The sequence below is a fragment of the Acidisphaera sp. L21 genome (assembly GCF_009765685.1).
In the GTDB taxonomy this organism is placed as follows: domain Bacteria; phylum Pseudomonadota; class Alphaproteobacteria; order Acetobacterales; family Acetobacteraceae; genus LMUY01.
This window is the reverse complement of sequence record NZ_LMUY01000113.1, coordinates 28373-47694: the sequence shown is the minus strand read 5'-3', so window position 1 is coordinate 47694 and position 19322 is coordinate 28373. Positions and strand designations below refer to the sequence as shown.

10 protein-coding genes are annotated in these 19322 nt (G+C 66.8%); 3 read left to right on the top strand and 7 right to left on the bottom strand.

The features are described 5' to 3' along the window. On the bottom strand, positions 1 to 4115 hold a 4115-nt coding region (locus GSQ76_RS21930; RefSeq protein WP_158746247.1), incomplete at its 3' end, for a hypothetical protein. A gap of 207 nt (positions 4116 to 4322) precedes the next feature. After that, positions 4323 to 9668 (bottom strand): hypothetical protein, encoded by a 5346-nt coding sequence (locus GSQ76_RS21925; protein ID WP_158746246.1) that lies wholly within the window; start codon positions 9666 to 9668, stop codon positions 4323 to 4325. A 387-nt stretch (positions 9669 to 10055) separates the two neighbouring features. On the opposite strand from GSQ76_RS21925, the gene GSQ76_RS21920 reads away from it, so the two are divergent. Next, positions 10056 to 11117 (top strand): GntR family transcriptional regulator, encoded by a 1062-nt coding sequence (locus GSQ76_RS21920; protein WP_216851216.1) that lies wholly within the window; start codon positions 10056 to 10058, stop codon positions 11115 to 11117. Between the two features lie 22 nt (positions 11118 to 11139). Here the strand turns inward: GSQ76_RS21920 and GSQ76_RS21915 are convergent, their stop codons facing one another. The 4 genes from GSQ76_RS21915 to GSQ76_RS21900 form a co-directional block, all read right to left on the bottom strand. Beyond that, on the bottom strand, positions 11140 to 12003 hold the full coding sequence (locus tag GSQ76_RS21915; protein WP_254070566.1) for an alpha/beta hydrolase: 864 nt from the start codon (positions 12001 to 12003) through the stop codon (positions 11140 to 11142). Between the two features lie 19 nt (positions 12004 to 12022). Then, positions 12023 to 12676: a GDSL-type esterase/lipase family protein gene (locus GSQ76_RS21910; protein ID WP_254070568.1), complete on the bottom strand. Its 654-nt coding sequence runs from the start codon at positions 12674 to 12676 to the stop codon at positions 12023 to 12025. Beyond that, positions 12676 to 14280 carry an ABC transporter substrate-binding protein gene (locus GSQ76_RS21905; RefSeq protein WP_158746244.1) on the bottom strand — a complete coding sequence of 535 codons (1605 nt, stop codon included), beginning with the start codon at positions 14278 to 14280 and terminating at the stop codon, positions 12676 to 12678. The genes GSQ76_RS21910 and GSQ76_RS21905 overlap by 1 nt, the downstream gene beginning before the upstream one ends. 84 nt (positions 14281 to 14364) lie before the next feature. Continuing rightward, complete coding sequence (locus tag GSQ76_RS21900) at positions 14365 to 15942, bottom strand: ABC transporter substrate-binding protein (protein ID WP_158746243.1); 1578 nt, start codon at positions 15940 to 15942, stop codon at positions 14365 to 14367. A 326-nt stretch (positions 15943 to 16268) separates the two neighbouring features. Here GSQ76_RS21900 and GSQ76_RS21895 point away from each other — a divergent pair, with 326 nt between their 5' ends. Further along, a complete protein-coding gene (locus GSQ76_RS21895; protein ID WP_158746242.1) occupies positions 16269 to 16919 on the top strand; it encodes a hypothetical protein in 651 nt (216 codons plus the stop codon). 113 nt (positions 16920 to 17032) lie between these two features. Here GSQ76_RS21895 and GSQ76_RS21890 read toward each other — a convergent pair whose 3' ends face one another. After that, entirely contained in the window at positions 17033 to 18265 is a 1233-nt protein-coding gene (locus GSQ76_RS21890; RefSeq protein ID WP_158746241.1) for an MFS transporter, read from the bottom strand. 163 nt (positions 18266 to 18428) lie between these two features. On the opposite strand from GSQ76_RS21890, the gene GSQ76_RS21885 reads away from it, so the two are divergent. Further along, positions 18429 to 19322 (top strand): MFS transporter (locus GSQ76_RS21885; protein ID WP_216851215.1); only part of this gene is annotated, 894 nt, incomplete at its 3' end.

Genomic DNA, 19322 nt, shown 5'->3' with positions numbered 1-19322 from the left:
CCGGACACGCCAGTGCCGGTCGCCGACAGCAACCCGTTGGTGTCGGCCAGCGTCACCGTGAAGCTCTCGCTGCTGCTGTCACCGGTCTCGGCCAGGCTCACGCCCGCAACCGCAATCGCCTTGCCAACACCGACCGTGGCCGAGCTGGGCGCCGTGAGCACCGGCAGACCATCTGCCGTGACCGCGATCGTCTTGGCCGTCGCAGTGTTGCCGAAGCTGTCGCTGGCCCCGAGCGTGATCGTGTCCGCACCGACAACGCTATCGGTATCCGTCAGCGTCGCCAGCGCGGCGTTCACGACCGACAGCGACCCCGTCACGGTCAAGGCCTTCGTGCCGGAGCCGCTCACCGCAGTCCCGGTCGCAGAGAGCAGCCCGTTCGTGTCACCGAGCGTGACCGTGAACGTCTCGCCAGCGCTATTGCCGGTCTCGGCCAGGCTGATGCCGGCGATGGCGCCCGCCTTGCCCACACCGACGGCCGCACTGGCCGGTGCCGTAATCACCGGCGTCAGGGCCGACGACACGCTCACCGCAATGCTCTTATTGGCGGCGGCGTTGCCAAAACTATCCGTCGCGGCGACCGTGATCGTGTCCGCCGTCGCAACCCCATCAGTATCCGTCAGCGTCCCGAGATCGGAATTCACCTGCGCAAGCGAACCCGTGATCGTCAGGGCCTTGGTGCCCGAACCACTCACACCCGTGCCGGTCGCCGCCAGCAGGCCGTTCGTGTCCGACAGCGTCACGGTGAAGGTCTCACCCGCGACGTTATTAGGCTCGGCCAAACTGATGCTGCTGATTGCCGTTGCCGTCCCCTGCGTCACCGTCGCGGTGGCCGGCGCGGTCAGCACCGGGGCAAGCTGAGAGACGCTCACGCCGATCGACTTCGTGCTGCTATTGCCAAACCCGTCCGTCACGCCCAGCGCGATCGTGTCCGACGGCGCCGTGCCGTCGGTGTCGGACAAGGTCGACAGCGCGTTGTTCACCTGCGCCAGCGATCCGGCAATCGTGAGACTCGTGCTGCCCGACCCGGTGACGCCGGCGCCGCTCGCCGACAGCACACCATTGGTGTCGCTGACCGTCACGGTGAAGGTCTCGCCCGTGGTGTTGCCACTCTCGAAGATGCTGACGCTGCTGATCGGTGTCGCCACGCCCTGCCCGAGCGAGACCGTCGCCGGCGCCGAGATGGACGGGGCGCTGTTGACCGTCACCGCGATCGTCGCCGGGGACGCGCTGCCGCCCAGGCTGTTGGTCGCGTTCAGCGTGATCGTGTCGTTGCTCGCCGAATTGTCGGTGTCGGCCAATGTCGCCAGCGCCGCCGTCACCTGCGCCAGCGTGCCGGTGATCGTCAGGCTTTTGGTGCCGGCGCCGGACACGCCGGTGCCGGTGGCGCTCAGCAGGCCAAACCCATCCACTGCCGTGACGGTGAAGGTTTCGGTATTGGTGCTCCCGGTTTCGGCCAGGGTGACCCCGGTGATCGCCGTGCTCCTGGATTGGCCTACCACAGCCGTGCTCGGCGCCGTGATGGTCGGCGCACGCTGCGCACTCGCGGTCACCGCAATCGACTTGGACGTGGCACCGCCAAGGCTGTCGCTGGCGTTCAGCGCAATCGTGTCCGCCCCCGCCGTCGCATCGTTGTCCGACAACGTGCCCAGGATGGCGTTCACCTGTGCCAGCGTGCCGCTGAACGATAGCGACTTCGTGCCCGTGCCAGATGCGCCCGTGGCGGTCAGGATGCCATTGGTGTCCGTGATGGTCACCGTGAACGTCTCGCCGCTCGTCGTGCCGCTCTCGGCCAGGTTCACCCCGGCGACCGCGGTGGTCTGGCTCTGCGTCACGCTGAGCGTCGTCGGTGCGGTCAAGACGGGGGCACCGTTCACCGCAATGGCGATCGAGGCCGGTGTGGCCGTGCCGCCCAGGCTGTCGGTGGCGTTCAGCGTGATGGTGTCGGACCCGGCAGTGGCGTCGTTGATCGCCACCGTCGACAAATCCGCCTGCACCGCGGCCAGCGTGCCGGTTAGGACCAGGCTATTCGTGCCCGACCCGGTGATGCCCGTGCCGGTGGCGGACAACTTGCCGTTGGTATCGGCCAGCGTCACCGTGAAGGTCTCACCGCTGGTGTTGCCGGTCTCCGTCAGGTTGAGCCCACCGATTGCCGTGCCGATCGATTGGGCCACCGTCTTGGACGCCGGGGCAGTCAGCACGGGCGGCCCGTTGCCGCCCGTCGTGCCGAGCAGATAGGCCTCGCCGAACCCGGCGCCCAGCGTGCTGGTCACGAGGGTCGTGGTCACCGAGACCACCAGGTTGGCGCTCGAGGCGATGGCGCCGAGATCGACGGCGTCGTTGTCGAAATAGGCCTGCGCGGCCGCTAGCGTCGTGAAGCTTTGGGAGAGTACGGCCGCGCCACCCACGCTGACGCTCAGCGCCAGCGAGGTGAAGCCGGTCCCGAAGCTCACATCGTCGCTGAAGCCGAGGATCAGGTGGCCGGTCAGGCTGGTCGAATTCAGCGTCCAGCTATTGGTGCTGGCGTAGGTCTGGCTGCCATTGCTGGAGGCGTCGTACCCGCCCAACACGCCTTGCCCGAACACGTTGGCCTGCGCCGTGCCCAACTTGGCCGCCAGGTTGCTGTTCGCGTTCAGAACGCTGGTGACGGTGCCGGCATTCGGCAGACCCGACATGAACGAGATGTCGTTCTCGCTGCCGCCGGTGCCGAAAGTGCCGTCGCTGTTGAAGGTGTAGAAGTTGCCGCTGATGTTGGCCAGGCTGTTCGAGAGCGCCCGGGCGGCATACGTCGCCGCGCTGATCGCCGACATGGCGACGATGACGCCGGCGCCGCCGGTCTTTGCCGTGCTGCTCGCGGTGCCGCTGCTGCCGCTCGCTTGCGCACTGGCATTGGCTTCCTGGCCATTCGCGGTGGCTGCCGTGGCGCTCGCGGCCGCCGTGGCCTGTGCCGTTCCGGTGCCGCCGGTCGCCGTGGCGACGTCGATGGCCGTGCCCGACGACCCGGTGTCGGTGGCCGTCGCAGACGAGGTGGCGGTGGCATTGCCCGCCGTGCCGGTGGTCGTGCCACCAACATTGCCGCTGTTGCCGCCCGTGGCGGTGGCGGTCCCATTCAGCCGATCGAGCCCCGTGATGGCCAAACTCGCCGTGGCCGCGCCGCCAGTGCTGGCACTGCCGCTGCCGCCGCTACCGCCGACCGCGATGCTCGAACCCGTGAAGCCGGTGGTGGCATGCGTCGTGTTCGCCGTGATGTCGTTGAACGTCAGCGCCGACGTCGCCGCACCGCCATTGCCGCTGGTCGTCCCATACCCGCCAATACCGCCATTGGCGGTCTGCCGCAGCCGCAGATAGCCCCCACTCGTCGTCCCGCTCACCGCATCGGTCAACGTGCTCGCAGCACCCGCACCACCCGAGGCGGAACTGTCGCCGCCGCCGTTGCCGCCGGTTTGGATGATCCGGGCGTCGGCCGAGTTGCCGCTCGCGCTGGCGATTGCACCGCTGGCGCCGCCGCCGGCGCCCCCGGTGAACCCGGCTCCCGTGCCCCTGCCACCGGAACCGCCGGTTTGTCGAACGTAGGCATAGGCCGTGCCGCCGGTCGCCGTGGTCTCGGTCGCCGTGCTGCTGCCGCTCGTCGCCGCACCACCCGCGCCGCCGCTGCCGCCGCTGTAATTGCCGCCGCCCCGGCCACCCTGGCCGTAGGAGAGGGCTGAGACGGAGTCCGTCCCCTTCGTCGTCGAGGTTGCAACGGATTGCTCCGTCGCAGCGCCGCCCGCGCCGCCTGTACCTGTCGTAAAGGCCCGTCCACCAGTTCCGCCGGTCGCACGCGCGCCTTGCCCGGAATGCTGTCCGACCACATAGGCGCCCGTCAGCGCCAAGTTCGCCGTCGCAGCGGCACCCGCACCAGCGGTGCCGGTTTGGGCCTGGCCACCCGTGCCACCATTGGCAATGCTGCCGCCAGTCAATGAATGCGTGTGCGTCGTGTTGGCGGCGTTGTCGTTGAAGGTGAGGTTGGAGGTTGCGGTTCCGGCGACGCCTACGGTGCCGCCATTGCTATAGCCGCCCGCGCCGCCATTCGCCGTTTGCTGCACGAGAAGGGCGCCGCCAAAGGATGTGCCACTCACGGCATTGGTCAGCGTGATAGCCTGACCAGCCCCACCACTGGCGCCGCCAAGACCACTGCCGCCATTGCCACCGGTGACGACAACACGCGCGTTGACGGACGAACCGGTCGCCGCGGCGGTGACTGTGCCGACCGCGCCACCCGCACCGCCAGCGGCACCGGTGCCGAAACCGCTGCCGCCAACGCCGCCGGAGCCCTGGCTGTAGCTTTACGACGTCCCGCCGGTGGCCGACGCCTCGGTCACGCTGGAGGTGGAACTCGTCACCGCGCCGCCCACGCCGCCGCTGCCGATACCGGAGGAATTGTGACCGCCGCCACCACCGCCCGACGCGTAGGACCGGGCCGACACACTCTCCGTGCCGGTTGTCGTGCTGGTTCCGGTTGCCGATGACGTCGCTGCGCCACCTGTGCTGCCGGTCGCCGTGCCATACGTCGTACCGGCGGTGCCGCCGGTGCTGCGGGCCGTCGCGCTGCTGACCGCGTGCGCGCCCGACAGGTTGATCAGCGCCGACGCCGCGCCGCCGGCCCCGCTACTCGCCGTGCCGCTGGTGCGACCGCCAAAGCCGCCGGTGGCGCTACTGCTGCCATTCACGTCACTGGCCTGGCCGCTATTGGCTGTACCGTCATTGAACGTCAGGCTGGATGTACCGGAACCGCCAGTACCGCCGGTTACGCCCGCCCCGCCGCTGCCGCCGGTCGCGGCCTGCCGCAGTGACAGGTAACTTCCCCGCGCCGTGCCGCTCACGGCATTTGTCAGCGTGCTCGACGCGCCAGCACCGCCGGCTGCCGAATCGGACGAGCCGCCGCTGCCGCCACTTTGGATGACGCCGGCCTTTGCCGCCTGTCCGCTGGCCGTCGCCGCATTGCCGCTGGCAACGCCGCCGGCGCCACCGGCGCCACTCGCGCCCGTTCCACGGCTGCCACCGCCGCCCGTCGCCCGGACATAGCCGTAGGCGAGCCCACTGGTCGCGGTGGCTGCCGTCGCCGTCGCGATACCATTCGTGGCCGTCCCGCCTGCACCGCCGCTGCCGCCGGCATAATTGGCGCCGCCAGTGCCGCCCTGGAGGTATACCAAAGCGGAGACGGCGTCGGTCGACGTCGTTGTACTGGTCGCCGTGGACTGCCCGGTCGCACTGCCGCCGCTGCCGCCGGCGCCCGTGGAATAGCCGCGTCCGCCGTTGCCACCCGTCGCCCGTGCGCCGTAGCCTGAATGGGCGCCGACCACATGCGCCCCAGTCAGCGTCAGCGTCGCGGTCGCCGCGCCACCCGTGCCAGCAGCCGTCGTGCCATACCCGCCGCCGCCCTTGCCACCAATGGCAGAACTGCCGGCCCGCACGTTCGCCGCCTGCGTCGTATTCGCGGTGGTATCGTTGAAGGCCAGAGTGGAGGTTGCCGCACCACCGGCACCACCCCCCGTGCCGCGCCCGCCACCGCCGCCCGTTGCTGTCTGCCCGAGGGTGAGCGTGCCGCCCGTCGTGCTTGCGCTGACGACGTTGGTCAGCGTGCTCGCGACCCCCGCTGCACCGGCCGCGCCGCCAAGTCCGGCGCCACCGGCGCCTCCCGTCTGGCGGGCGGTTACACTGGCATTGAAGCCGCTCGCGGTGACCGCACTGACGGTTGCTGCACCACCGGCAGCGCCGGTGTTGCCCGCACCCGTGCTGTAGCCGCCGGTGCCGCCCGTCGCATAGACGGCGATCGACGCGCCCAACGTGCCGGAGGCAGTGCTCGCACTGCCAGTCGCCGTGGCCGCCCCGCCTGCCGCGCCGGTCGCAGTCTTGCTGCCGCCACCTGCGCCGCCCTGCGAGGTCGCGTTCGCAGAAACGGATTTGGACCCGGTCAGGGTGGTGGAGGCGGCGGCGGTGCCGGCGACACCGCCGGTGTTGCCCGTGCCGCCTGACCCACCGGTCGCGTTGCTGTAGGACCGCAGCGTCGCGGCCTGGCCAGAATTTGCCGTCGTGTCGTTGAAGGCCAGCGTCGATGCCGCGTTGCCGCCACTTCCACCTGTGGCACCAGTCCCGCCGCCACCGGTCCCGCCATTTGCCGCCTGCCGCAGTTGCAGCGTGCCGCCAAGGGCGGTTCCCGTCACAGCATTGGTCAGCGTGCTCGCGGCACCGGCACCGCCTGAGGCGTTGCCCCCGTAGCCACCGGCGCCGCCGCTCTGGTTCGCGGTGGCATACGCGCTGAATCCAACAGCCATGGCGGATGTGCCGCTGACGGCGCCACCTGCCCCTGCGGCGAAGCCGGACCCAGTCGCCAGTCCGCCACCGCCACCAGTCTCGGTCGACACCGCGCGGGCAGTTCCAGCCGTGGCCGTGGCCGCCGTGGCCGTGGCCGTGCTGCCCGTCGCGGCACCACCGGTACCGCCGGCGCCGCTGTTGTAATTGACGCCGCCCCGTCCGCCCGATGCACCGGAGCCGGCGTAAACGTTGCCGTCCGTGCCCGTGGTAGTGCTGACTGCGGTGGATTTTGCACTTGCGCTACCGCCAATGCCGCCGGTGCCGAAGGAGCGCTGGGCCGATCCGCCGGTGGCGAAGCCGTATGCGTTGACACGCTCCACCCCCGTCATGTTCGCGATGGCCGATGCCACGCCACCGGCGGCGCTGGTGCCCCCGGTGGATCCGCTGCCGCCCTGGCCACCGGTTGCGACGGAACGCCCATAGAGGCTCGTCGCGTGGGTGGTATTCGCGGTCGTGTCATTGAACGTCAGGCTGGATGTTCCAGCACCGCCGGCACCTGCCGTTCCCGATGCGCTGTAACCGCCCGCGCCGCCGGTCGAGTTCTGCGTCAGCCGCAGGCGGCTGCCGTTGTCGGCCGCGCCGGTCACGGCGTTGGTGAGCGTGCTGGCAGTACCGGCGCCGCCATCTGCGCCGCCGAGGCCGCGTCCGCCGGCGCCCCCGACCTGCGTCGCACTGACATAGGTCGAATGGCTTACGCCGTTGGCCGACGACACGGTCGCCACGCCGCCCACGCCACCCGTGTGTCCGGCGCCGAATGCCGTGCCGCCTGTGCCACCGGTTGCGTTCGCGGCGACGTTGATCGATGCCGTGGTCGAGTTACTAGCGGACGATGCGGATGATGTCGCCGCACCACCCACGCCGCCATTCCCGGCAACGCTGGTCTCGCCGCCTGCCGATCCGCCAATCGCCGTGGCGGTCGTGTTCATGCCCCCGGTCCCGGTCGTGTTGACGGAAGCCGTCGCGGTGCCGCCGGCCTGTCCGGTGGTGCCACCGCCACCACCCGCGCCACCGTTGGCGGCGACGCTGGTCGTGAACGAACTCGCCGGTGTGGTGTTCCCCGTCGCGTCGTTGAAGGTGAGGTTGGAACTGGCATTGCCCGCGACGCCGCCGGTCGACCCATAGCCCCCGGCACCGCCGTTTGCGGTTTGCCGAAGCGTGAGATAGCCGCCTTTGGTCGTGCCATGCACGGCGTTGGACAATGTGCTGCTGGCGCCGGCGCCGCCGCTCGCGCCGTTGACGCCGCTGCCGGCATTGCCGCCGGACTGGGTGACCCCGGCGACAGCACTGAACCCGCTTGCCGTAGCAGAGGTGTTGGTGACGGCACCGCCGGCCCCGGCGACAAGGCCGGTGCCAGAGGCGTCCGCGCCGGTGCCACCGGTTTCGTTGGCCTGGGCATAGGCACGGCCGCCCGTCGCCGCGGTCTCGGTTGCCGTCGAGATCGCCCCGGTCACCGCACCGCCGGCGCCCCCGGCGCCATTCGTGTTGTTCCGGCCGCCGCCACTACCACCGGTGACCGAAACACGGGAGTCGACATTCTTCGTCGAGGTGGTGGTGCTGGTTGCCGTGCTGGACCCCGAAGCGCTGCCGCCGGTGCCCCCGGTGTTGCCGGCGCCATAGGCCCGGCCGCCATTACCGCCACTGGCCGTCGATCGCGTGTAAACCGTGCCAGCGCCCGTCAGATTGACGCTTGCCGAGCCGGTGCCGCCGGTTGCGGCGACGGTGGTGCCATATGTGCCACCACCGTTGCCGCCACTGGCGTTGCTGAGGGCACGCGCGTAGCTGGCCGAGGTCGGGTTTGCGGTGGTGTCGTCGAACGTCAGGCTGGAGGTGCCGTTGCCGGCGGCGCCGCCGGCGCCCGCGGTGCCGGCCGCGACGTGGCTAGTGCCGCCGCTGCCGCCCGATGCAGATTGGCTGAGATAGAGCCTGCCGCCGCTGGTGGCTGCGGTGACGGCGTTGGTCAGTGTGCTCGATGCGCCGGCGCCGGCCAGCGCACCACTATTGCCATCGCCGCCGTTGCCGCCGTTTTGCGTTGCCGTGGCACTTGCCGAGAAGCCGCTGGCATAGGCGTGGGTGTTGAACGCCGACCCACCGGCCCCGCCGGTATTGCCAACACCCGTCCCCGCACCGCCGCTGCCGCCGGTCTGCGTGGCGTGAGCGTAGGCGCGACCGCCCGTGGCCGCCGTTTCGGTCGCCTTCGCGTAGCCGAGCCCGGCGATGCCGCCCGCACCGCCGCTGCCATTCGACCCGAGGCTCCCGTTGCCACCTCGAGCATTGGCGGTAGAATACACATTGGCACTGCCCGTGGTCGTGCTGCTCACTTCGCTTTGTGCGCTGGCAGCGCCACCGACTGCGGCCGCGCCCGAGCCATAAGCGCGCCCCGCGTTGCCGCCATTCGCGGTCGCAGAGCCGCTGACGGCATTCGCGCCCGTGAGCGTCATCAATGCGGTGGCGCCGCCGCCCCTGGCAGCGTTGGACGAACCCCCGGCCCCGCCGCCATTGCCGCCAGTCGCGGTGGCACTCCCCGTGAGAGAGCGCGATGTCGTGGTATTTGCCGTCGTGTCGTTGAAGTCGACATTGGAAGTGGCGGCCCCCGCCGCTCCGGCCGTGCCGCCATTGCTGTACCCGCCAGAGCCGCCGATGGCCCCCTCGGAGAGGGATAGGGCGCCCCCCGTGGTTTTGCCGCTCGTGGCGGAATTGCTGATGCTGCTGGAGGCGCCGGCGCCTCCACTTGCTCCCGCGTTTCCGGTTCCGCCGTTACCCCCTGTTTGAACGGCGATGATCGTCGCCGAGTAGCCGGATGCCGCGACCGTCGTGATGTTGGCCACACCGCCTGCGCCGCCGGTATACCCGGTGCCGTTGGCGGTGCCGCCGGTGCCCCCGGTGGCGTAGGCGCGGCTTTGCGCGGAGCCGGTGCCGGTGGTGCTGCTCGTCGCCGTCGATGTTGCAGCGCCGCCCGCGCCGCCATTGTTGCCGGCACCGGCGTAGGTATGTCCGGACCCGCCGGGTGAGCCTGCGTTACCACCAGTGCCGCCGGTGGCGCGCGCATAGGCGCTCACGGCTGAGCCGCTGGTGAGCGTGGTGCCGGCCGTCGACGTGGCAGTCCCGCCCGCGGCGCCACCCAGGCCGCTGCCACCGCCGCCGTCACCCCCGCGGCCGCCACGGCCACCGCTGGAGGTCGCGGTGTTGGTGGTGTCGGCCCCGGTGGTCGTGGCAGTGGCAGCGGCGTTGCCGCCTGGGCTTCCGTTGGTTCCCGCGGCGCCGGGCGTGGCGCCAGACGTGCCATAAGTGCCGGTCGTGCCGTTCTGCGTGACGATCATGGGAACCTCCATGCTATATATAAGGAAACCCATTCGTGACACGAGTCGTAACGACTCAGCCCAATGGAAATGACTTGGAGAAGAAACGTTAACCAATGCGAGCGGAGTTGTAAAGCCAAGCCACCTCGTTTGGCGGTAGTGCTTACGAGATGTCACCAACGGTCGGACTACTTTTGTCTGTAGTGCCCTCGCCGTGTATCGTTTCTCGTTGCTTGCGAGCCGGCAGGCGATGTCTTGCGAAAGAGCCAGACGGCTAATTTCATCGCTGGCGCCGTGTCGTGGCCGTCACATGGGTGAGCGAGTTGGCCCTTGGGGGCAGTGGATTGGGTGGCGTGCATCCAGTGAACGCTGGGGCAGTTGAACAATCTGCCCAGTTCAGATGCTCGTATGCGGCAACGATCTCTGGCGGTGCGGATGCGCAATATAGCTGTCTGCGCGATCGCCGGGCTGGCGAACCGAAGGTCGCGATCGCCACGTTTTCCGATGCGGACCGGGGTGGCCGCCGCAGCGCCGACCACCTACACTGCGGCCATGGACATGACGGATGCCGACACCATGCCCGCTACGCAGGGCGGCGCGGGATTACCCACGCGCCTGCAACACCAACTCGTTGCAAGGATCGTCTGCTTGATCCACGAGGACGCGCTCCCGGTGGGGTCTCGCCTCAGCGAGAACCGCCTGGCCGAGCGTCTGGCGGTGTCCCGCTCGCCGGTGCGGGCTGCCCTTAATCAGCTTGCCAAGAGCGGCGTGGTCGTCTTCCGGCCGCGGCGCGGGATGGAGTTGGCCGTCATACCGCCGGCTGTTGCGGAGTCGGCCCCGGCCGTGCGTCCAGAGGACGAGTTGTTGGTACGGATTGCCCGAGACCGATACACGATCGGGCTCAACGAGGCGTTGTCGGAGAACGAACTGATCCGGCACTACAAGGTGCCGCGGCAGGTGGTTCGTAGCGCCCTGCTCGGCATGGAGACGCTGGGGATGGTACAGCGAAAGCCGGGCTATGGCTGGCGGTTGCTCAACCACTGGGACCCGGCGGCCCGGGCTGAAAGCTATACCATGCGCCGGCTGATCGAGCCGGCGGCCATCTTGCAGCCCGCCTTCGCACTGGCGCCCGAATGGGTCGCAACGATGCGGGCGCGGCATAATGCGGTGCTCGGCGCGCCCTGGGGGAAGACATCGAGCATTACCCTGTTCGAGGTGAACTCGGATTTCCATGAGGGCCTCGCCGCCGCATCCGGTAACCGGCATTTCCTGGCGACCATCCGCCACCTCAATCAGATGCGGCGTCTTTCAAATTATTATTGGCGTCACGGCTTCGACCGCGTGGAAGCGAACCATGCGGAGCATATGGGCATTCTGGATCGAATCGAGGCGTCGGAGATGGACATCGCCTCGGCGCTCATGCGCCGCCATCTCGACATTGCCGAGGCCATGCCGTTCAACCCCGGCTGACAGACGCGGGTTGAACGTCCACTCACCCGGCGCGCCGGGTGGCGAGGATACCGGCGAGGAAATCCTGCACGCGTGGTAGCACCTTCATCCGGTCGTGCGACATGCCCGGGATCACTTCCAGCCGCACGGTGACTCCCGCGGCCTCGAACGAGCGGGCCAGGGCCTGCATCCGCTCGGGCCGGGTGCTGCCGGCATCGTTGGCGCCCTCCATCCAGGTTCGGCTACCCGGCCGGTGCGTGATCTCCCAGGTTTCCAGATCTGCCTCACCGACGAGCATCTGCACTGCGACCCGTGCCAGCGCCGCCGGGTCGAAGGTGATGCCGAAGCGCTGCGGCAGGTCGCGGATACCCACCCACCAATCCCGCGTCGGGTCCAGCAACGTCACCGACCCCGGCGAGCCGATGCAGGAGGCCCAGAGTTTGTCCGGGTGCAGGATGGTGAAGCGGTGGGCGAAGTGACCGCCGCCGGAGAAACCGAAAAGGGCAAATTGCGACCAGTCCTGCCCGTAGTGTTGGCTGAGATCAGCGACCATGGAGAGGAGCACTTCGTCGTAACGGATGTCGCCCTCCTGCATGTATTTGTAGCCATGGCGCTCGCCATCGCCGCGCGGGCCGACGGGAAAGAGCGGGCACAGGATTGCCACATCGTTCCAGCGGCCGAACGGGGCGAAGCCGTCGCGAAACTCCAGGAACGACGAACGGCTGCTGCCGTGCACCGCCACCAGCAATTCCACGGCCGCGCCGTCTCGCACTTTTGGCGGAACGTAAAGGCAATATTGGAATCGCGGGTCGGATTTGCACGAGAAAATTGCTGTCGAGCCGTAATCGTAGGACATGTTGGCACGCCGGGCGGCATCGGCGGCAGGCGGTATGGCGTTCATCATCATGCCCTCATCTTGCGATAGACTATTTGGAAGTTGGTTCTTCAACGGGCCACAGCGCGACGGCGAAGGCAGCGCGTAGCACCGGCCACATGGCGCGATAGCCCTGCGGGCTTGGATGAATTCCATCGGGCTTGGATAGATCCTGCCGGAAATGGCCGGTCGCGTCTGCGAGGGCCGTATGGAAGTCCGCGAAGGCGAAGCCGCGTTGACCGGCCACACTGCGCAGCCAATCATTGACCCGCACGATCGTCGCCGGGTCACGCCCAATCCGCGCCAGGTCTGTCCCGATCGGCAGCAGGCCGCAAAGCACAGCCTTTATGCCGTGACTCTGCACAAGGTCCGCCATGGCGGTGACGTTGCGCTGGATCTGCGCCAGCAGAGCCGGACCGGCTGCCGCGGGTGGCCCGGCGTGGACGCGCAAATCGTTCGTGCCAGCGAGGATCACCACACCAACCGGATGTAGCGCGATCACGTCATCCTGGAAGCGGCGCAGAATGAGGTTGCTATCCTGGCGGGGGATGCCGCGGTTGATGACGGCCAAACCCGGCGGACATGGCAGGTCCGCCGCTGGCCAGTTGTATAGAATCGAATCGCCTATCAGCACGACGCGCCTTTGAGAAAGCTGGCTGGCAAGCAGGTCCTGGTTGGCTTGCCGATACCGCGTATCCTGCTGCATCACGCCCGGGAGACAGCCATAGCCAGCGTGTACTGGTCCGCCCGGGTAGCATAGTTGATACCCAGCTTTGCCGCCAAGGTTTGGCTCTCGAAATGCAGGGGCAGGATGGCGCAGTCCTCGAATACGATGTCGCTGGCCTGCGCCAACAACGCATTGCGCTTGCCATCATCCAGAATGGGCAAGGCCTGGCGCAGGATCGAATCCAGTTTGGGATTGGAATAGCGGCCGAAATTATTGGTCCCCATGCCCAGCTTCACATCACGCGTCGCATTGCCCGAGACGATGGCGTTCGACGTCTCACCCGTGTTGATCCCGAAGGATCCTAGGAAAAAGCTGTATTCATTATTGCCGCACCGTGTCGCGTAGACCGACCATGGCTGTATCTCCACGGTGGAGGCGATTCCGACGCGCGTCAGCATCTGCGCGATCGCCTGAATGATCCTGCTATCATTGATGTATCGCCCGTTCGGGCCGTGAATGGTGAGGTTGAACCCATCCTTATACCCGGCTTCGGCGAGCAGCGCCTTCGCCTTTGCCGGGTCGTAGGGCGCGGGTTTCAGCGTCGTGGACGTGCCGGGCGATCCGGGCGGAAGATATTGCGCGGCGATGGTCGCCTGCCCATCCATCACGCGGTCCACGATTGCCTGGCGATTGATCGCGTAATTGACCGCCTGCCGGACGCGTAGATCAAGGAACGGATTCTTTGGTAAGACCTTACCCGAGTGGTCGGTTGCGAACGGCGTCACCTCATGCCCGAAATCAAATCCCATGAAGGTCATGCGGCTGGACAATCCACTGATCACGTGCAGCTTGCGATCCGCTTTGATCCGATCGAGGGATTCGGCGGGCAGGCTCTCGATGATGTCGACGTCCCCGGAGAGAAGCGCTGCCACACGTGGGCCTGGCTCACTGATGATGTGCAAGTCCGCCTGCTCCCACTCGGACGGTTTGCCCCAGTATTTGTCATTGCGGGCCAGCAAGGTTCGGCTGCCGGAGCTATATTTCGTCACCGTGAATGGCCCGGTGCCGATCGCAGCCTTTCCCGCGTCGAAATCCGCGCTCTCGGCATCCTTGAAATGGGCGGAAATGATGCGGATGCGGCTGAGGGAATTGAGCAGCAAGGGGTCTGGCGTGTGCGTTTCGATGATGAGTGTGTCTGGGCTGGCACCCGGCAGCACGGATTTGACGGTTCGGGCGTAGGTTCGAAATGATGCCGTCGTGGCCAGCCCGTTGATGCGATCGAACGATGCCTTGACGTCGTTGAAACCGAAGGGTGAGCCATCGGAGAAAACCACGCCGGGTCGTAGGGTGAATGCCCAATGCGTGTCGTCCAAGGTTCGCCACGAAGCGGCAAGGCAGGGTTGCGATATCGACTTCTCGTCGTTGAAAATCAGCGAATCAAAGATGTGCATGGCCAGCGCGTTGTTCGGCCCGTTATTGCTGAGATGTGGGTCAAGCGTGGTGGCCGGCGCCGCGACCGCGACCCGCAACAACTGAGACGGCAACGATTGCGCCGTTTGGCCCCATGACGGACGTAGAGGTGGCAAAGCCAGGACGGCGGCGCCCAGCAGGCTGCGCCTTGAAACGCCGGTTTTTTGCATCATACCCGTCCTTGGCGATAGCCGCGCTTCAACGATGATTGTCGAATGTAGTGGTGAAATACAAGACCATTCCGATGGCTCGTTCGATCACGCCTTGCGAAGCTGGGTGAATACGGGAATGCCACGGGCCATGTTGGTCAATGTGTCGCGATAGGCGGCGGGCTGGATGAACTGGCCCAGCACCGTGAAGATCGCCTGATCCATGGCCACGCGCTGAATGTCGCGGCAGATCGCCTTCTGATCGGGGAGCGTGGTCGCGTCCAACCAGCGGGTCCGCAGCGTTTCGATTTCGGGTATGTCGGGCCAGCCCGGCAGGCCACTGGCACCGGTGGCGCGCAGTGCGTTGTAGCTGATCGGATTGGCCAGGCCGCCGCCATCGTTGAAGGTGCAATAGGTGCTCCATCCGCCATTCTCGACCGGCTGTTTGCTGAGGAAGCGCTGGTTGACGGTGCCCCAGTCGGTGGCGGCATAATCCACGTTCATGCCCAGTCGGCGCATCGTCTCCGCGGTCACTTCCGACACCGCGTCGTTGATGGCCACGTCGGTCCCGGCCAGCACCACCACGCGCTCGCCGTTATAGCCCGCGGCCTCCAGCTCGCGCTTGCGCGCCGCCAAATCCCCGCTGGCACCCGGCGGCGGCAGCCCGGCGTCGCTGGCCATTGGCGAGATCGGTGAAAAGAGGCCCACGCGGTCATTGAACAAGGCGGGATCGGTGCCGACGATGGCGTTCATGCATTCAAGTTGGCTGACCGCCATCATCACCGCGTGACAGACCGCCGGACGATTGAATGGCGGCGTCAGATGGTTGAAGCGCATGTGCCCGATCAAGCCATTCGGGTCGGTCACCTCCACCTTGACGCCCTTTGCCCGACGCAGCAACGGCAGCAGGTCGGTCAATGGTCGTTCCAGCCAGTCGACGGACCCCGATTGCAGGGCGGCCGCCGCGGTGGCTGCGTCGGGTATGGTGATGAATTCCAGCCGGTCGAAGTTTGCGATGCGTGGCCCGGCATTGACGCTCGGTATGCCGTCCGGCCTTGGAATATAGGCCTCGTTACGGGCGTAGACGGCGCGGGCGCCAGCCAGGCGTTCCTCGGGCACGAAGCGATAGGGACCGCTGCCGACGACCTCCCCGACGGCCTTGTAGGCGTCCACGAGGGATAGGCGTTCCGGCATGATCACAGGCACGGATGCGGAGTTCTTGCCGAGGGCGGCTGGCAGCAATGGGAATGGCTTGCTGAGCCGGAACACCAAAGTGCGGTCATCCAACGCGTCCAGCGCATCGGTGACCGCAAAGAGGGCGGTCCCGAAAGCGTCGCGCTTGGACCAGCGACGCAACGAGGCAACGCAGTCCCGTGCCAGCACTGGCGTGCCATCGTGAAAGCGCAGCCCGTCCCGTAGCGTCAGGCGCCAGGTTTTACCGTCATTCTCCACCACATGCCCCGCGACCATCTGCGGCGAAACCGTGGTGTCGGTGGCGGTGCCGTACAGCGTGTCGAACACCGTCAGCGCATGCAGGCGGGTGATGTAGGCGTTGTTCCAGATCGGGTCGGTGGCTGCCAGATCGGCCGATGGAACAAAGCGCAGGGTTCGCCGGTCGTCTGCGCGCGCGACATGGGGTGCAGCAAGGATGGCAGCCATGCCTCCGATCAACGTTCGCCGTCGCATCCGAAACCTCCCGAGTTCACCTACAAACTGCGTTTCGTGGTCACAATCGGCATAGCTTTCGTCTGTTGTCCAGTGGGGTCGATCGGATTTGGTCTAGCCGCGGCGCTCTGCCCCACTATGTGAGGAGGCTTACGAATTCGGCTTTCACACGCATCCAGCTCCTCGCTAGCGGGTTGACCGTGACCGCAACCGTCGCGTCCTCCCGAGAAAGGGCATGCCTGTTCGGGTCTGAAACTGGCCAGTTGTAGTCCGTTTGGATGACGACAGCCGCTGTGGCGATCTGATACGCCGTTCGGATCAATATCGGCCCGCGAAAGTGAGCGACAATGCGGCGACTTGCATTTGCCGGCGTCCTGGTGGCCATTACGGTCGCGCTACCGGCCCTGGCGCAGCAGCCAAGTGTGTTGGGGGCGTGGAGTTGGCAAAGCCCCGGCCAGGGTGGCATGGACCAGAACACGACGCTGTTCCAGCCGGATGGCAGCTACGTCCGGGTCAGCCGGCTCGCCACCGGTCAGACACTCCGTTACTGGGGGCAGTATCAGGTGGTTCAAACGTCACCGACGCAAGTAACACTGCAGTCGCACATCTTGGGCTGGTTGCCGGTGTCGACCTGTATGCAGGTGTCGGGCTTTGCGCCGCAATGCCAGCAAGTGCCGCGGCCGCCGGATGCATCGTTCCCATTGGCATTTACGTCGCCCTCAACGTTGCAGGCACAGGGTGTGACGTTGCATCGCGATTCCGCGCCGTATCTGTTGCAACAGCAGGTGCCGCAGCAGACGATGACCATGCTGAACGCGCCCGTGCAGCCCAGCATCCGGCAGCCAGTGATGCCCGCCATGCACCCGTATGTGACACCCAATGGGCCGGGCAATCGCGCGGCGGCCGCAAACCATGCCGGCGCGCAGACATTCATCAATGAGACTATGCGAGGATGCTACACGGCCGCTGACGGCACGCTGTGGGGGTGCCGTCAGTAGCACGGCCAAACGCGCATGAGGCTCATTCTAGGGGGAATGGGAGGACCACGGGCGCTCGACCGACGCCCCCATGGGGGCATGGGGTTTGGCCAAGTCTGCAGGGCTTAGGCTCGTTAAAGTCGTCCGCGCTCGACGGTTCTGTTGGTGCGCAGGTTGAAGGCGGCTCCGGCAACCAGAAGCGCGGAGGTGGAGATGAAGACCGCTCGCAAGCCGAGATGGCCGCCGACAAAGCCGCCAAGTAAGGGGCCGACGACCTGGCCGGCAAACTGCGCGGAGACGGAATAGCCCAGGGTTCTGCCTGCGATGCCATCCGGGACGTTGTGCCGGATGACTGCGGCGACACACGGTAATAGGCCACCAAGTGACAGACCCACCAGAAACCGCAATGCAATCAGTTGCCATGCGGAGGTTACCACCGCCTGCGGCAGGATCAGCACGCCGGCCACCAGCAGGCAAATCGTGAGGACGCGCCAATGCCCGATGCGGTCTGCAAGCTTTCCCAGGCGCGAGGCGGAGAGGATGCTGCCGAGGGCTGTCGCCGACATCACCAGGCCCGACGTGAAGGTCACCTGGTCCGGGCGTTCGACCAGTTCGGACACGTAGACGGAGATGATCGGCTCGATCGACAAATTGGCGACCATCAGCAGCATGCCCGTGAGGAGCATGGCCACGATCGGCCGCCGGTCGGGAATGGCCGCCCAATTGCCCCTCGCCGCGGCGCGCTCCCGCGGCACCAATGGTGCTTCCCTGACCAGGGCAGCAGTTGCCAGGAATGCCACGAAGATGAGGGCACCGGCGCAGAAGAACGTGTTGCGGATCCCAATCAGCGACGGCAACAGGCCGCCGATCAGCGGGCCGACCAAATTGCCCGCCATGACCCCGGATGCGAGCGTGCCCAGCGCCCATCCCGATCGATCTTTTGGGGTCTGGGTCGCGATGAGAACCACGGCGGCCGAGGCGTAGCCACCCAGCAGCCCGGCGAGGAACCGCAGCGCGACCAGCTGCCAAATATTGGCCGCCAGGCCGATCATCGACATGGCGATCGCCATGCCCAGACTAGCGCGGAGCAGCATGAGCTTACGCCCGTAACGGTCGGCCAGATGGCCCCAGAATGGCGAGACGACGGCCGCGCTGAAGAAGGTGGCGCCAAACGCGATGCCGGACCATTGAACCACCGCAGCCGGGTCGGACACCCCGAGCTGGTGGACGTATAAAGGCAGGAACGGCAAGAGCAGCGTGAGCGAGACGACGGTCGAGAAGGAGCCGAAAAGGCATACCCAAAGGTTCCGCCGCCAGTAGAGGTCATTGGATGCGGCAATTTCGGCGCCGGCATTTTGGTCGCTCACGGAATTACGCCCGCGTGCAACCAACTGACTGCGCTTTGCCGTCCAACGCTGATCCGCATCTCATCAGCCTGCACAGTGTCCGCAGATCATAGTGGCTGTTGCAGCAACATGGTAGGGATTGCGCGGCCTGATCCCGATGGCCTCCCTCGGGCGCTGGCGTTGAGTGGCATGGCTGGCGATCGGAAAGCCCATGGGCACTCGAACAGTATCCGGTTACAACGCCGCCGTGTCGGGCGGAGTTGAAGAGGCTATGATGGCTAGCACCAACCCCGTCTTGGAACGGCTGCGGCCATCCACCCAGACATCTACCCGGATTGCCTTTTTTATCGCCGGCTTCGGTATGGCTGCCTGGGCGCCGTTGGTGCCGTTCGTGAAGTCACGCGCAGCGCTTACCGACGGCACGCTGGGTCTTCTGTTGCTGTGTTTGGGCGCGGGCTCGATCGTGGCGATGCCGCTCGCCGGTTTCCTGTGCGGCCGGATTGGCTGCCGATCGGTCGTCATTACAGCGACCTTGTTGGTGTGCGCCACTTTGCCGGTGTTGGCAGTTGCCTCATCTGCGCCGTGGCTCGTTGCCACGTTGCTTTTGTTTGGTGCGGCCATCGGCTCACTCGACTGCGCGATGAACATCCAAGCCGTGATGGTGGAGCGAAGGAGCGGCCGGGCGCTCATGTCGGGGTTCCACGGTCTGTTCAGCGTTGGTGGAATCGCCGCCGCTGCCGGCATGAGCGGGCTGCTGGTCGCGGGTGCCACCCCGCTGGTTGCGGTTCTCGGTGTGGTTCTCGTCGTCGCCGCTCTGCTCGCCGTGGCCGCGCCTCACCTGATATCCAAGGGGGCGAATGCGGATAGCTCCAGCTTTGCGATCCCTCGCGGCGTCGTGCTCTTCATTGGCGCCCTTTGCTTCATCAGCTTCCTGACGGAAGGAGCCGCGCTTGATTGGAGCGCTGTGTTCCTGACGTCTGAACGAGGCATGTCTGCGTCCAATGCCGGCTGGGGCTACGCAGTCTTCTCTGCAGCAATGACGGTCGGACGGCTGACCGGCGACCGGATTGTCTCGCAG

Excerpts from the sequence above, each read along its gene's own strand:
- GSQ76_RS21925 (WP_158746246.1), bottom strand. The coding sequence starts at position 9,668 with ATGATCGTCACGCAGAACGGCACGACCGGCACTTATGGCACGTCTGGC.
- GSQ76_RS21895 (WP_158746242.1), top strand. The coding sequence starts at position 16,269 with ATGCGGCGACTTGCATTTGCCGGCGTCCTGGTGGCCATTACGGTCGCG.
- GSQ76_RS21915 (WP_254070566.1), bottom strand. The coding sequence starts at position 12,003 with ATGATGATGAACGCCATACCGCCTGCCGCCGATGCCGCCCGGCGTGCC.
- GSQ76_RS21900 (WP_158746243.1), bottom strand. The coding sequence starts at position 15,942 with ATGCGACGGCGAACGTTGATCGGAGGCATGGCTGCCATCCTTGCTGCA.
- GSQ76_RS21910 (WP_254070568.1), bottom strand. The coding sequence starts at position 12,676 with ATGCAGCAGGATACGCGGTATCGGCAAGCCAACCAGGACCTGCTTGCC.
- GSQ76_RS21920 (WP_216851216.1), top strand. The coding sequence starts at position 10,056 with ATGCGGCAACGATCTCTGGCGGTGCGGATGCGCAATATAGCTGTCTGC.
- GSQ76_RS21905 (WP_158746244.1), bottom strand. The coding sequence starts at position 14,280 with ATGATGCAAAAAACCGGCGTTTCAAGGCGCAGCCTGCTGGGCGCCGCC.